Annotated in this window: 11 protein-coding genes and 1 pseudogene; 7 read left to right on the top strand and 5 right to left on the bottom strand. The window is 57.3% G+C overall.

Features of this window, described 5'->3' with window-relative positions:
- Positions 1 to 74: 74 nt before the first annotated feature.
- From ACFX4U_RS23355 to ACFX4U_RS23365, 3 genes and pseudogenes are all read left to right on the top strand, one after another.
- Positions 75 to 1268 (top strand): annotated as a pseudogene (locus ACFX4U_RS23355) (efflux transporter outer membrane subunit); the annotation flags it as partial.
- 42 nt (positions 1269 to 1310) lie between these two features.
- Positions 1311 to 2471: a multidrug effflux MFS transporter gene (locus ACFX4U_RS23360; RefSeq protein ID WP_313507833.1), complete on the top strand. Its 1161-nt coding sequence runs from the start codon at positions 1311 to 1313 to the stop codon at positions 2469 to 2471.
- Positions 2472 to 2575: 104 nt separating this feature from the next.
- The gene (locus ACFX4U_RS23365; protein WP_380218721.1) at positions 2576 to 2992 is read left to right on the top strand and encodes a type II toxin-antitoxin system HigA family antitoxin; all 417 of its coding nucleotides are present in this window, start codon (positions 2576 to 2578) and stop codon (positions 2990 to 2992) included.
- On the opposite strand, the gene ACFX4U_RS23370 is transcribed toward ACFX4U_RS23365, so the two are convergent.
- From ACFX4U_RS23370 to ACFX4U_RS23390, 5 genes are read right to left on the bottom strand one after another with little or no spacing between them, the layout of a single operon-like run.
- Positions 2989 to 3882: a MurR/RpiR family transcriptional regulator gene (locus ACFX4U_RS23370; protein WP_313507834.1), complete on the bottom strand. Its 894-nt coding sequence runs from the start codon at positions 3880 to 3882 to the stop codon at positions 2989 to 2991. The two genes, ACFX4U_RS23365 and ACFX4U_RS23370, sit on opposite strands and share 4 nt — an antisense overlap.
- Positions 3883 to 3891: 9 nt before the next feature.
- Positions 3892 to 4839 carry an iron-siderophore ABC transporter substrate-binding protein gene (locus tag ACFX4U_RS23375; protein WP_305737209.1) on the bottom strand — a complete coding sequence of 316 codons (948 nt, stop codon included), beginning with the start codon at positions 4837 to 4839 and terminating at the stop codon, positions 3892 to 3894.
- A 16-nt stretch (positions 4840 to 4855) separates the two neighbouring features.
- On the bottom strand, positions 4856 to 5908 hold the full coding sequence (locus ACFX4U_RS23380; RefSeq protein ID WP_313507835.1) for an iron ABC transporter permease: 1053 nt from the start codon (positions 5906 to 5908) through the stop codon (positions 4856 to 4858).
- Positions 5905 to 6930, bottom strand: coding sequence for an iron ABC transporter permease (locus ACFX4U_RS23385; protein ID WP_313507836.1), 1026 nt, complete (start codon positions 6928 to 6930; stop codon positions 5905 to 5907). Before ACFX4U_RS23385 ends, ACFX4U_RS23380 begins: the two co-directional genes overlap by 4 nt.
- Positions 6927 to 7754, bottom strand: a complete 828-nt coding sequence (locus tag ACFX4U_RS23390; RefSeq protein WP_313507838.1) for an ABC transporter ATP-binding protein — start codon at positions 7752 to 7754, stop codon at positions 6927 to 6929. The genes ACFX4U_RS23385 and ACFX4U_RS23390 overlap by 4 nt, the downstream gene beginning before the upstream one ends.
- A 433-nt stretch (positions 7755 to 8187) precedes the next feature.
- Between ACFX4U_RS23390 and ACFX4U_RS23395 the strand changes: the two genes are divergently transcribed.
- The 4 genes from ACFX4U_RS23395 to ACFX4U_RS23410 all read left to right on the top strand — a co-directional run bounded on the left by ACFX4U_RS23395 (position 8188) and on the right by ACFX4U_RS23410 (position 13128).
- On the top strand, positions 8188 to 10347 hold the full coding sequence (locus ACFX4U_RS23395; RefSeq protein ID WP_349350633.1) for a TonB-dependent siderophore receptor: 2160 nt from the start codon (positions 8188 to 8190) through the stop codon (positions 10345 to 10347).
- A 195-nt stretch (positions 10348 to 10542) separates the two neighbouring features.
- Positions 10543 to 11415, top strand: coding sequence for a sugar ABC transporter permease (locus ACFX4U_RS23400; protein WP_313507840.1), 873 nt, complete (start codon positions 10543 to 10545; stop codon positions 11413 to 11415).
- Positions 11405 to 12292 carry a carbohydrate ABC transporter permease gene (locus ACFX4U_RS23405; RefSeq protein WP_313507841.1) on the top strand — a complete coding sequence of 296 codons (888 nt, stop codon included), beginning with the start codon at positions 11405 to 11407 and terminating at the stop codon, positions 12290 to 12292. The genes ACFX4U_RS23400 and ACFX4U_RS23405 overlap by 11 nt, the downstream gene beginning before the upstream one ends.
- Before the next feature lie 11 nt (positions 12293 to 12303).
- Positions 12304 to 13128: a phosphodiesterase gene (locus tag ACFX4U_RS23410; protein ID WP_313507842.1), complete on the top strand. Its 825-nt coding sequence runs from the start codon at positions 12304 to 12306 to the stop codon at positions 13126 to 13128.
- Position 13129 lies beyond the last annotated feature (1 nt).

Genomic DNA, 13129 nt, shown 5'->3' on the forward strand with positions numbered 1-13129 from the left:
AAAGGGGTTTTAATAACTGGCTTAAAGCTGAAAGCTTTACGGAACCACCAGCCTAGCTGGTGGTTTTCTATAGACAACAAGTGGTCAGCAATGCGCTGACCCATAACCGCGATGTGCAAAAAGCGATTGCCGATATCGATGCCGCGCGCGCGTTGTATGCCGAAGACCGCGCCGCGCTGTTCCCGACGCTGAATGCCGAACTCAGCAGCACGCGCAGCCGCACCGTTGCCACTGGCTTAAGCAGCAGCGCCGAAGCCGATGGCGCGGTTTCCAGCTTCGAACTGGATCTGTTTGGCCGTAACCAGAGCCTGACCCGCGCAGAGCGTGAAACCTGGCTTGCCAGCGAATACACCGCGCAAAATACGCGCCTGAGCATGGTGGCGGAAATCACCACCGCCTGGGTGACGCTGGCGGCGGATAACAGCAATCTTGAACTTGCGAAGCAGACGATGGAGAGCGCGCAAAACTCGCTGAACATTGTCAAACGCAAACAGCAGATTGGCGTGGCCGCCGCCGGTGATACCGCCGATGCCATGGCGGTGTTCCAGCAGGCACGCGCCAGCGTCGCCAGCTACCAAACGCAGGTGGCACAGGATAAAAACGCGCTCAATTTACTGGCGGGCGACACGGTACCGGAGTCGCTGCTGCCGGGTACGCTGGAGAGTCTTGCCGACAACAGCATTACGCTGACGCCAGCGGGCGTGTCTTCTTCCGTGCTGCTGCGTCGCCCGGATATTCAGGAAGCGGAACATAACCTGAAAAGCGCGAACGCTAACATCGGCGCAGCGCGGGCGAACTTCTTCCCGACTATTTCGCTGACAGCCAGCGCCGGGGTGGGCAGCGATTCGCTCTCCTCCTTATTTAGCCACGGCCTGCAAGTGTGGTCTTTCGCGCCGTCCATTTCGCTGCCGCTGTTTGCCGGGGGGAAAAATGTCGCGCAGTTGCATTACGCCGAAGCACAGAAAAAAGGGCTGATCGCGACCTACGAAAAAACCATTCAGAGCGCGTTTAAAGATGTTGCCGATGCGCTGGCGCGGCGCGAAACGCTCAACGAACAACTCGACGCACAGCGTGAATATGTCGCCGCCGAGCAGAAAGCGCTGGATATCGCCCAGCGCCAGTACAGCGCCGGAACCGGCGATTACTTGTCGGTGCTGACCGCGCAGCGCGCGCTGTGGACGGCAAAAGAGTCGCTGATTTCGCTGCAACAAACCGATCTGCAAAACCGCGTAACGCTCTGGCAATCGCTGGGCGGTGGCGTCAGTTAATCCCTTTGCGCCGGGCTTGCCCGGCGCGTTTTCGGAGCAGTTATGTCACGGATCTCTCCCGCCTTTGCCATCGTGCTGGGCATGCTCACGGCCATGGGGCCGATTTGTACCGATCTTTACCTGCCCGCGTTGCCGGATATCAGCCAACAGTTGGGTACATCAAACACGCTGATCCAGCTTTCGCTGACCGCTTCGCTTATCGGCTTAGGGCTGGGGCAGCTTTTTTTCGGGCCACTCAGCGACAGGATGGGGCGCAAACGCCCGCTGCTGCTGTCGCTGCTGTTGTTTATCATCTCCTCAGTGCTGTGCGCCACCACGCAGAGTATCTACTGGCTGATTTTCTGGCGCTTTATTCAGGGCATTGCCGGCGCGGGCGGTTCCGTGCTGTCACGCGCCATCGCGCGCGATAAATATCACGGCACGCTGCTGACGCAATTTTTCGCCCTGCTGATGACCATTAACGGCATTGCGCCAATTGTTTCCCCGGTGCTCGGCGGGTATATCACCTCCACCCTGCACTGGCGGGCGCTGTTCTGGACCATGGCTGTCATCGGTGTGGTACTGCTGCTTTCTGCCATGCTGGTGTTGAAAGAGACTCTGCAGGAGAAAAACCACGGCGGCTCGCTGTTAAAAACCTCCGTCAATGTGCTGAAGAACAAGCCCTTTTCCACGCACTGCTTTATCCAGGCCTTTATGCTGGCCGGGCTGTTTTCGTATATCGGTTCATCCTCGTTCGTGCTGCAAAACGAATATGGGCTTACAGCAATGCAATTCAGCCTGCTGTTTGGCTTCAACGGGATTGGCTTGATTATTTCCGCACTGATTTTCGCCCGCCTGGCGCGGCGTATAGACGGGCAGAAACTGCTCGGCATCGGGCTGGTACTGGCGGTGACCACCGCGCTGCTGACCGCCTTTTTTGCATGGAGCAGCATGTCGGTGCTGGCGCTGGTGGGACTATTTTTCACCGTCGCGCTGAACAGCGGGATTTCAACCATCGCCGGTTCGGCAGCGATGAACAGCGTAGAAGCACGCGATTCGGGCACCGCCTCGGCGCTACTGGGCATGCTGATGTTTGTCTTCGGCGGCATCGCCACGCCACTTTCCGGCATCGGTGGTGAAGCGATGTGGAAAATGTGCCTCGCGATTGTGATGGCTTACAGCGCCGCGCTGATGATTTATTTATATGGGCGGCGTCATCGCTAGAAGTGCACAAAATCGTTGACTAAATGGCAATAAACGGCGTGTTGTTGACTTATTGGCACGGACGCACAAGGTAAAGGAATGCATTGTACTAAGGGGAAGAAAAAATGATCGTCGCTGATGCATTAAAAGCCACCCATGCGCTCATCGCTGCGGTCCCACTGCTGGGAGAACATCCGACGGAGAAAGACTATCAGGATGCGCTGGAACTGGTAGAACAGCTGTTAATGGACAATCCCGATAGCCCGCTGGTAGACATCGTTTGTGCGAAAATTAGTGCTTACGAAAATAACCAACCGGAAATTATCGCCTTGCGTGAAGAGATGGCGGCGATGCCGACAGGACTTGCGGTGCTCAGAACACTGATGGATCAGCACCAACTGACGACGTCTGATTTTCAGGAGGAAATTGGCAGCAAATCGATGGTATCGAGAGTGCTTAACGGCGAGCGCCAGCTTAACCTCAACCATATTAAGAAGTTAGCCAAACGTTTTGGCATATCACCGCTGATGTTTATCTCTTAACCCTTCTTCCCGCCCGGTTTTAACCCACGGTGAAACTCATTAATGCGTTTCACCGTTTTAATTGCCCGCTGCGAGGTCGCTGACGCGACCGACAAGATGATCATCTCCAGACACAACAGCACGGTGCCGTGCAGCGGGATTTTGCCATTCTCACCACCGCGTGGAACGTGGATCACCACATCGGCTTGCTGGCTAAAGCGCGAATCGACAGCGTTAGTCAATAAAATCACCGGGATCCCCAACCGCCGCGTCTCTTTCAGCGTAGTCATCCCTTCCCGGTGCGCCGATTTCTGCGCCATCATCACCAGCACATCGCCGCGCTGCAAATTGATAAGCTGCTCAGACAGGGCAATGCCGGTGCGGTTGAGGGGGGATGCGGGTAACCCGATGCGGCTGAACAACCGCGCGGCGTACTCGGCGAGGATCCCCGATGCGCCAATGCCGAAAATCGCCACCTGCCGCGCCTCAACCAGCAGCGCGACCGCTTGGGCAATCGCGTAGCGGTTATCCGGCGCGGAAAGAATTTCGCAGGTGTGCTGGTGCCCTTCGAGCACGAAATCGATGCCGGAATTGACGTCACACGAGAGCGCACTCACCGTGGTGCTCATCTTTTCCGCCGAGGAGACCGACGGGCCGAACCAGTGTTCCAGCGTCTGCTTCAAATCACGAAGCCCGGCGAAACCCAGCGCCTGAATCGCGCGCACCACCGTGGCGTCGGAGGTTTGCGTCGCCCTGGCTATTTCAATTGCCGTTTGCTCCAGCACCCCTTCGCGGTTTTCATTGATATAACGCGCCACCGCCTGCAAACGCGGCGACAGCGTATGCGCCCGCGCCCGAAAGCGTTCCCCATACACATCCACGCGCGTTTTCACTTTTTTGCTGTTCAGCATCGTGCGCCCTTATTTGGTCGCCGGTAACGGTCGACCGGCAATTTGCAACTGCACCTGCGCCACCATCAGGCTCAGTGAGGCAAACGAGTTGGAGATCGCCTCTTCGCGCGAAATCAGCACATAATGCCCGCGGCGACAGGCAGTGAGGAAATCACACCAGCCTGGCATCACCGCATCCATGGCCGCCATTTCATCCTGTGGTTTACCGCCGGTATCGCCGCGCCAGGTGGCAAAAACGAAATCGGCATCCAGTTCCGGCAACCGCTCGGCGCTGACGTCAATGCGCCCGCCGTCGGGGATGCTGTCGATAAGCGGCGGAAAACGAAAACCAGCATCGCGCAGCACGCGCCCCAGCGAGTGATAACTGTGCAGCGCGTTGATTTTCCCGTTGTTAGCCTGAATAACCGACACGGTTATCTTGCTGGTATCGATGGTTTTTTTCAGCGCAGCGATCTGCTCGTGATAACGGCGCTCAAGGATGGCAAAGCGCGCCTGTGTCCCCGTTAATTGCGCCAGCTTGCGGTAGATCTCCGGCGCACCGCCCTCCAGATGATCAATGCTGACGGTGGGCGCGATTTTCGCTAACTGCTCCACCGGCGTGTTGCGGCTGGGCTCGGTGATGATCAAATCCGGTTTTGCCGCCGCTACCGCTTCAATGTCGATATCCGCTGAACCAATAAATGTAATCGTTGAATTGTCAAAATCGACACCGGTCAACATGCCGCTGGAGCGCAGCACATGGGTGCCGTCCGGGCGCGTACGCCCGTGACTGGCGACCGGCGGTACGCCAAGCTCGATCAACGGAATAGTGATATCGAGATCGTGTAACGACACAATGCGTTTCGGGTGCAATGGCACCGTGACCACGCGCCCGAGATCGTCGGTGAAAACCTGGGTCGGTTCCGCAGCGCTGGCACTCAGACCAACCAGCACCAGCAGCGAAAAAAGTAAGCGCATACAAGACCTTTAAGCGTTATAAACGATCGCGCCGCTGCCAGAGCAACAGCAAGAAAAAGGGCCCGCCAATCAGCGAGATAACAATCCCGGCGGGGATTTGCAGTGGCGCGAAAGCCAACCGCCCGAGCGAATCCGCCAGCAGCACCAGTAACCCACCCAGCATTGCGCTGCCCCACAGCAGCGCACGTTGGCCGCCGCGCAGCAGAAAGCGCGCCATATGCGGGGCAATCAGGCCGACAAAACCGATACTGCCCACGCAAGAAACGCTGGCGGCGGTGAGCAGCACCGGTGCGATAAAGCGCAGCAGTTGAAGGCGCGCAAGGCGCACGCCCAGACCGGTCGCCGCCTGATTACCGAGCAACGCCACATCCGCTGCGCGCGCGGTTACCAGTAAAATCAACGTTGCCGGAACCGCCCAGCACAGCGCCACCATCAGCAACGGCCAGGTGGCAGCGTGCAGGCTGCCCGCCAGCCACATCATCGCGGTCTGCACATCGCGCACATCGGCGGTGGTCATAAACGCGCCAATCCCGGCGGCGAAGGTCCAGGAAACCCCAATGCCGAGCAGAACAAAACGCGGGCGGGAAACATCGCGCGCCAGCGCCATCACCAGCCCGGCAGCGAGCAATCCCCCCGCCATACCGGCCAGCGGTCGCCAGACTAAACCAACGGTCGGAAAGCACAGCACCAGCGTGAGCACGACTACGCTCGCCCCCTCTTTCACGCCAATCAAGCCAGGATCCGCCAGCCCATTACGAGTGATTGACTGCATCGCCGCGCCCGCCATGCCGAGCATCGCCCCGCACATTAGCGCCATCAGCACGCGCGGCAGGCGAATGTCCCACACCACGTATTGCTGTTCACCGCTCAGTGCCTGAGGAAAAAATAACGCGCGGCCAATAGAAGATGCCGGAACCGGCAACGAACCCTGTGTCACGCCCGTCAGCAGTAACGCCAGCGCCACGATGACGAGGCCAAAAATCCACATCAGCGCATGCGGGCGCAGCAGGCGGGAAAAACCACCCACCCGCAAACGGCGTAATCCGGCGCGCGGCAACAGGTCGCTCATTTGAAAAACCTCGCCGCCAGCGCAATAAACAGCGGTGCCCCCACCAGCGCGGTCATCACGCCGGTTGCCAGTTCCTGCGGCGCCAGCAGCGTACGAGCGGCAATATCTGCCACCAGCAACAACAGCGCGCCGCCCAACGCCGAGAGTGGCACGACAACACGTAAATCATCCCCGGCAAGACGGCGCACCATATGCGGCACCACCAGACCAATAAAACCAATCGGTCCGGCCACCGACACCGCCGCACCGCACAGCAACGCAATCGCCGCCAGCGACAACGCGCGCGTGCGCATCAGCGACACACCTAAACCCCGCGCCATGTTGTCGCCCAGCGCCAGCATGTTCAGTGCCGGAGCCAGCCATAACGCCATCGCAAAACCGATAACGGCAGCTATCGCCGCATGCTGGATCTGCGCCCAGTTCAGCCCGGCGAGATCGCCCGCCAGCCAGGTGCGCATACTGAGCAGCGTTTGCTCATCAAGGATCAGGATCGCGGCGGTAATCGAGGAGGCAAACGCCGAGATGACCACGCCGCACAGCGTCACTTTCATCGGCGTAAAACCCGAACGCCCCGCAGATGAAAGCGCCATCACCAGCGAAAAGAGCAGTGCAGCGCCACCTGCGGCAATCAACGGGCGGCTGAATGCCGCATCGCCGGGGCTAATGCCGAGCGCCGTGCACGCTACTACCGCCAGCGCGGCACCGGAATTCAGCCCCAGAATATGCGGCTCACCTAAGGGGTTGCGGATGACCGATTGTAACAATGCTCCGGCCACGCCGAGCGACGCACCGATAAAGAGCGCCGCCACCAGCCGCAGCAAACGCAGGCTGATAATGACGCGGTGATCGAAGCTACGCGGATCGAAATCCAGCAGCGCCTGGATGACCGTCGGCGGTGCGATATAGCGCGCGCCAAGGCCGAGATGCGCGACCGATGCCGCCAGCACGAACAGTGTCAGCAGTAGAGAGGGCACGCCCACGCGACCGGCGCGGCGGCGGGCGGAAAACGCGACGCTACTCATGCGCTCGTTCCAGCCGGTTTACGAAACGGCATAAAAAAGGGCTTTCCGGTCAGCGGGTTAATCGACATCTGCACATCAACATCAAACACCCGTTTGATAAGCTCAGGGGTACAGGCTTCGCCTTCATCAATCACACCCTGTAAGCGCCCCTGTTTCAGGAACACCAGCGTATCACCGTAGTTGACTGCGAAATTGAGATCGTGCAACACCGCAACCACGGTGCGCCCATGATCGCGGGTCAGGGAATGCAGCAGTTCGAGGATCTCCACCTGGTAGCGTAGATCGAGAAATGTTGTCGGCTCATCGAGCAGGATCACCGGCGTTTGCTGGGCCAGCGCCATGGCTATCCAGCAGCGCTGGCGCTGGCCGCCGGAGAGGCTATCTACCGTTTGATGCGCGAACTCCGCAGTACCGGTCAGATTTAGCGCCTCAATGACCGCTTGTTCGTCTTCTTCAGACCACTGGCGCATAAAGCTCTGCCACGGAAAACGCCCGCGCGACACCAGTTCAAAGACGGTGAGCCCTTCCGGCACAATCGGCGATTGCGGCAAAATACCTAACTGGCGGGAAACGGCTTTGGTAGGTTGTTGATGAATGGCTTTGCCATCAAGCAGCACGCTGCCGCCGAGCGGTTTGAGCATCCGGGCGAGGGTGCCGAGCAGTGTGGATTTGCCGGAGCCGTTCGCGCCGACCAGCACGGTCATTTTCCCCGACGGGATCGAAAGCGTAATGTCGTCGACAATCACCTTGCTGTGGTAGCCCGCCGACAGGCTTTCCAGCACGATCCCTTGCCCTTCGGCTTGATTTTCCACTTGCTGTGGCATGTTGACTCCTGCGCCGCACGCTCATGAAAATAGCCGCGCACTAAACCATCAAACAAAAATAAATCTCATTCTCTTTTCGATATTGCCGTTTGCCGCTGTAGTAGTCAAGTGCCGTCGCAAATGAAACCAACACCTCTTTATTTTGTGTCACCACAAAAAAACCACCCCGTAACGATTAAAAATAATTACTTTATATTCAAAGATATAAATAGAATTTATCACGGTTTTTCGAGTCGCATTTCACACCTGAATCCGCTGTAGCAAATTTCTTTCATTTTACGTTTACTACTACAAAGCCTCATGATTGAATGATTCTCAATTACATATCCGACGCTGTAGATCGCAGCAAACGGGTAGAGTCGCGCAATCGGGCAATAAAGATAAAAACGTTCACTCCTGCGTTGTTCAGGGTTTTTCGGGAAAAGTAGAATAAATGGCTGAGTTAACTCGTTGTATCTCCGGGCTGAAAGGGCACGCGCTGTTTTCTGCGCTCTTTTTAGGATCGGCTTTCACCCCCTTCACACATGCGGCAGACAAGCCGGAACAAAGCAAAGAAGGCGACACCATCACCGTGCTGGCGGGCACCTCTTCCGCCGATAAACAAGCGACTTCCGGCTACCAGCCAATAAGTTCTTCCACCGCCACGCTGACGTCCATGCCGCTGCTGGATATTCCGCAGGTGGTCAACACCGTGAGCGATAAAGTGCTGGAAGATCAGCACGCCACCAACCTTGATGAAGCGCTGTATAACGTCAGCAACGTGGTACAAACCAACACGCTCGGCGGCACGCAGGATGCGTTTGTGCGCCGGGGATTTGGTGCCAACCGCGACGGCTCAATCATGACCAACGGCCTGCGCACCGTGGTGCCGCGCAGCTTTAACGCCGACGTGTCGCGCGTTGAAGTGCTGAAAGGCCCGGCGTCCACGCTGTACGGCATTCTCGATCCCGGCGGGCTTATCAATGTGGTCACGAAACGCCCGGAAACCCAATTCGGCGGCTCCGTTTCCGCCACCTCTTCAAGCTTTGGCGGCGGAACCGGCCAGTTTGATGTTACCGGGCCGATTGAGGGCACGCAGCTGGCGTACCGCCTGATTGGCGAGTATCAAAACGAAGATTATTGGCGCAATTTTGGTAAAGAGAAAAGCACCTTTATTTCGCCCTCGCTGACGTGGTTTGGCGATAACGCCACCGTCAACGTGCTCTATTCTCACCGCGATTACCAGACACCGTTTGATCGCGGCACAATCTTCGATCTCACCACCAAACAGGCGGTAAATGTCGACAGAAAAACCCGCTTCGATGAGCCATTTAATATCACCGACGGCGAATCCGACATCGCGCAGTTAAACGCCGAGTACCGCTTTAACAGCGAATGGACCGGCAAAGTCGAGTACGGCTTCAGCCAGGATAAATACAGCGATAACCAGTCACGCGTGATGGCTTACGATGCCGCCACCGGCAACCTGACGCGCCGCGTGGATGCCACGCAAGGCTCCACGCAGCGCATGCACACCACGCGGGCTGACCTGCAGGGTAATGTGAACATTGGCGGGTTTTATAATGAGATCCTCACCGGCGTTTCGTATGAATATTACGATCTGCTGCGTACCGACATGATCCGCTGTAAAAACGTCAAAGATTTCAATATCTATAACCCCGTCTATGGCAACGCCAGCAAATGCACCTCCGTCTCCGCGTCCGACAGCGATCAAACCATCAAGCAGGAGAGCTACTCGGCTTATGCGCAGGATGCGTTATACCTGACCGACAAATGGATCGCCGTTGCCGGGATGCGTTACCAGTATTACACCCAGTACGCCGGGAAAGGTCGTCCGTTTAACGTCAACACCGACAGCAGCGACGAAAAATGGACGCCGAAATTTGGCCTGGTCTACAAACTCACGCCATCGGTTTCGCTGTTCGGTAACGTAGCGAAAGCCTTTATGCCGCAGTCGTCCATCGCCAGCTATATCGGTGACTTACCGCCAGAAACCTCCACCTCTTACGAAGTGGGGGCAAAATTCGACCTGTTCGACGGCGTTACCGCCAACATCACGGCGTTTGATATTCACAAACGTAACGTGCTGTACAACGAGATCGTCGGCGACGACACGGTGGCGAAAACCGCCGGGCGCGTGCGCTCACAAGGGGTGGAGATGGATCTCGCCGGTTCATTGACGCCGAACATGAACGTGATTGCCAGCTACAGCTACACCGCAGCAAAAGTGCTGGAAGATCCCGATTACGCCGGGAAACCGCTGCCGAACGTGCCGCGCCACACCGGGTCACTGTTCCTGACGTATGACATTCATAACGTCTTTGCCGGCAATACGCTGACTCTCGGCGGCGGTGGTCACGGCGTTAGCCGCCGCTCTGCCACCAACGGCGCGGATTACTACCTGCCGGGCTACGCGGTTGCCGACGCGTTTGCCGCTTACAAAATGAAACTGCAATACCCGGTAACGTTGCAGGTTAACCTGAAAAACATCTTCGACAAGACCTACTACACCTCGTCAATTGCCACCAACAACCTGGGCAACCAGATTGGCGATCCGCGCGAAGTGCAGTTCACCGTCAAAATGGATTTCTGATCTCCCCCCGTGAAAAGGTGAGAATGTTGCCCCGCAGGATGCGGGGCTTTTTTTATCTATAAATACCCACATTTCTACCCGCGCTTCACGGTGAACAACTGTTCACTAAACAGTCATTTGCGCGCCATCCTATTGCAGCATTTTTTTCACAGACTCTCTGGCTTTCGAACCCCGTAAATTCGTTTTCAGAAACTTATGAGAAAATCCTGGCTTCCCTGGCTGATTCTGTCGCCGTCACTGCTATTCCTGGCGCTGTTTACTTACTTTCCACTCTTTCGCTCGGTGTACGACAGCCTGTTCGACACCCGTATGGCAACCCAGGATGCGCCGTATGTCGGGCTGGGAAATTTCGCCCGCCTGCTGGATGACAGCGTATTCTGGCAATCGCTGTTCAATAACCTGGTTTATCTGCTGCTGACGGTGATCCCGGGCGTCACGCTGGCGCTGCTGCTGGCGGTGGCATTGTGGGAAAACCACCTCATTAACCGCTGGCTGCGCACCGCCTTTTTCTTTCCAATGATTATCCCGATGGTCAGCGCCGCCGCGCTGTGGCTGTTTATCTTTATGCCCGGCCTCGGCATGCTCGATCATTATCTGGCGCAACTGTTTGGCCCGATGAACAACAACTGGCTGGGCCGCAGCAACAGCGCGCTGTTTGCGCTGGCGTTGATTGGCGTATGGAAATTCGCAGGCTATTACATGCTGTTCTTTCTTGCCGGCTTGCAGGGTATTCCCGCGTCCACGCGTGAAGCGGCCGTCATGGAAGGGGCAACCGTCACGCAGGTGTTCTTCAGGGTGACGCTGCCGCTGCTGCGCCCGACCATCAGCTTTGTCGTTACCACCGCACTCATCTACTCCATTACCCAGATCGACCACGTCGCGGTGATGACGCGCGGCGGGCCGGACAACGCCACCACCGTGCTGCTCTATTACATTCAAAACCTCGCCTGGGATACCCACGATCTGGGCAAAGCCTCCGCCGCCACGTTTTTGACGCTAGTCGGGCTGTTCGTCTTCTCACTGGTCAACCTGAAACTACTGGAAAGAGGAGCGCATTATGAGCGTTGAAATTACGCCTGCTATCAACCGCAGTACGTCCGTATCGCGCCCCTTGTGGTTACGCCTGCGCCACTCCCGCCCGGTGACGCTTGCGGTGCTGATGATTTGCCTGGCGCTGCTGTGGGTGAGCCCGTTTATCTGGATGCTTTCGTCTGCTTTCAGTGCCACCACCTTTGGCGAAGAAATGGCGTCGATTCTGCCGCGCTTCCCGCTGACGCTGGATAACTTCCGCGACGCGTGGAACAGCGCCAACTGGCTGAGCCTGTACGCCAACACGCTGATTTTCGCCTTCGGCACCTTCTTCGTGCAGCTGTTCACCATTACCACCGCCGGTTACGTCTTTGCCTGCCACGAATTTCGCGGCAAGAAAACGCTGTTCATCCTGTTTCTGGTGCAACTGATGATCATGCCGGTGGTAATGATGATCCCCAACATGCTGACGCTCAAAACCTTCGGCCTGCTCAACACCCTGACCGGCGTGATGATGCCCTACTTCACTTCGGCGTTCGGCGTGTTTCTGATGCGTCAGGCATTTCTCGCCATCCCGAAAGAGATCGAAGAAGCGGCGCTGATGGAGGGCTGTCGCTGGTGGCAGGTGCTGTTCCGCGTGATGTTGCCGATGTCGTGGCCGTCGGTGCTGGCCTTCGCCGCCGTCAGCATTACCTATCACTGGAATGAGTATTTATGGCCGCTGATGATGCTCAACGACCCGGACAAACAGGTGCTGACGGTCGGCCTGGTGTCATTCGCCATGGGCGCGGAGTCCGGCGGTCAGTGGGGGATGATCAGCGCCGGGACGCTGATGGTCTGCCTGCCGCTGATGGTGGCGTTTATCGCTTTTCAAAAGCAGTTTCTCCGGAGCTTTGGCTTTTCCGGGATTAAATAAGGAGTTGAGTGATGTTTTTAGCGCAAATTTCAGATACCCATTTCCGCAGCCAGAACGAGAAGCTGTACGGCTTTATTGATATCAACGCCGGAAATGCCGATGTGGTATGCCAGCTTAACGCGCTGCGCGAACGCCCGGATGCGGTGGTGGTCAGCGGCGATATTGTTAACTGCGGCCGTCCGGAAGAGTACCGCGTGGCGCGCCAGATCCTCGGTAGCCTCGACTACCCGCTGTTTGTTATTCCTGGCAACCACGACGATAAAGCCCACTTCCTTGAATACTTACACCCGCTGTGCCCGCAGCTGGGCAGCGATCCGCAGAACATGCGCTATGCGATTGATGATTTCGCCACTCGCCTGCTGTTCATTGATTCAAGCCTCGCCGGGGAATCGAAAGGCTGGCTGACCAATGAAACATTGAACTGGCTGGAAGCGCAGCTTAGCGACAGCAAAGACAAACCGACCGCGATATTTATGCACCACCCGCCGCTGCCGCTCGGTAACGCGCAGATGGATCGCATCGCCTGCGAAAATGGTCATCAGTTATTGAAACTGGTGGAGCGCTTCCCGGCGCTGACGCGCATTTTCTGCGGTCACAACCACAGCCTGACCATGACGCAGTATCGCCAGGCGACGATTGCCACCATCCCGGCGACGGTGCACCAGGTGCCGTACTGCCATGAAGACACGCGCCCGTACTACGACATGTCACCGCCGTCATGCCTGATGCATCGCCAGATTGGCGAACAGTGGGTGAGCTACCTGCATCCGCTGTCGCATTACGCTGGTCCGTGGTTATACAACGAAAGCATCAGTTGCCCGGTGGATGAGCGTTAAG

It is taken from the genome of Kosakonia sp. YIM B13588, from assembly GCF_042788165.1.
GTDB lineage: Bacteria > Pseudomonadota > Gammaproteobacteria > Enterobacterales > Enterobacteriaceae > Kosakonia > Kosakonia sacchari.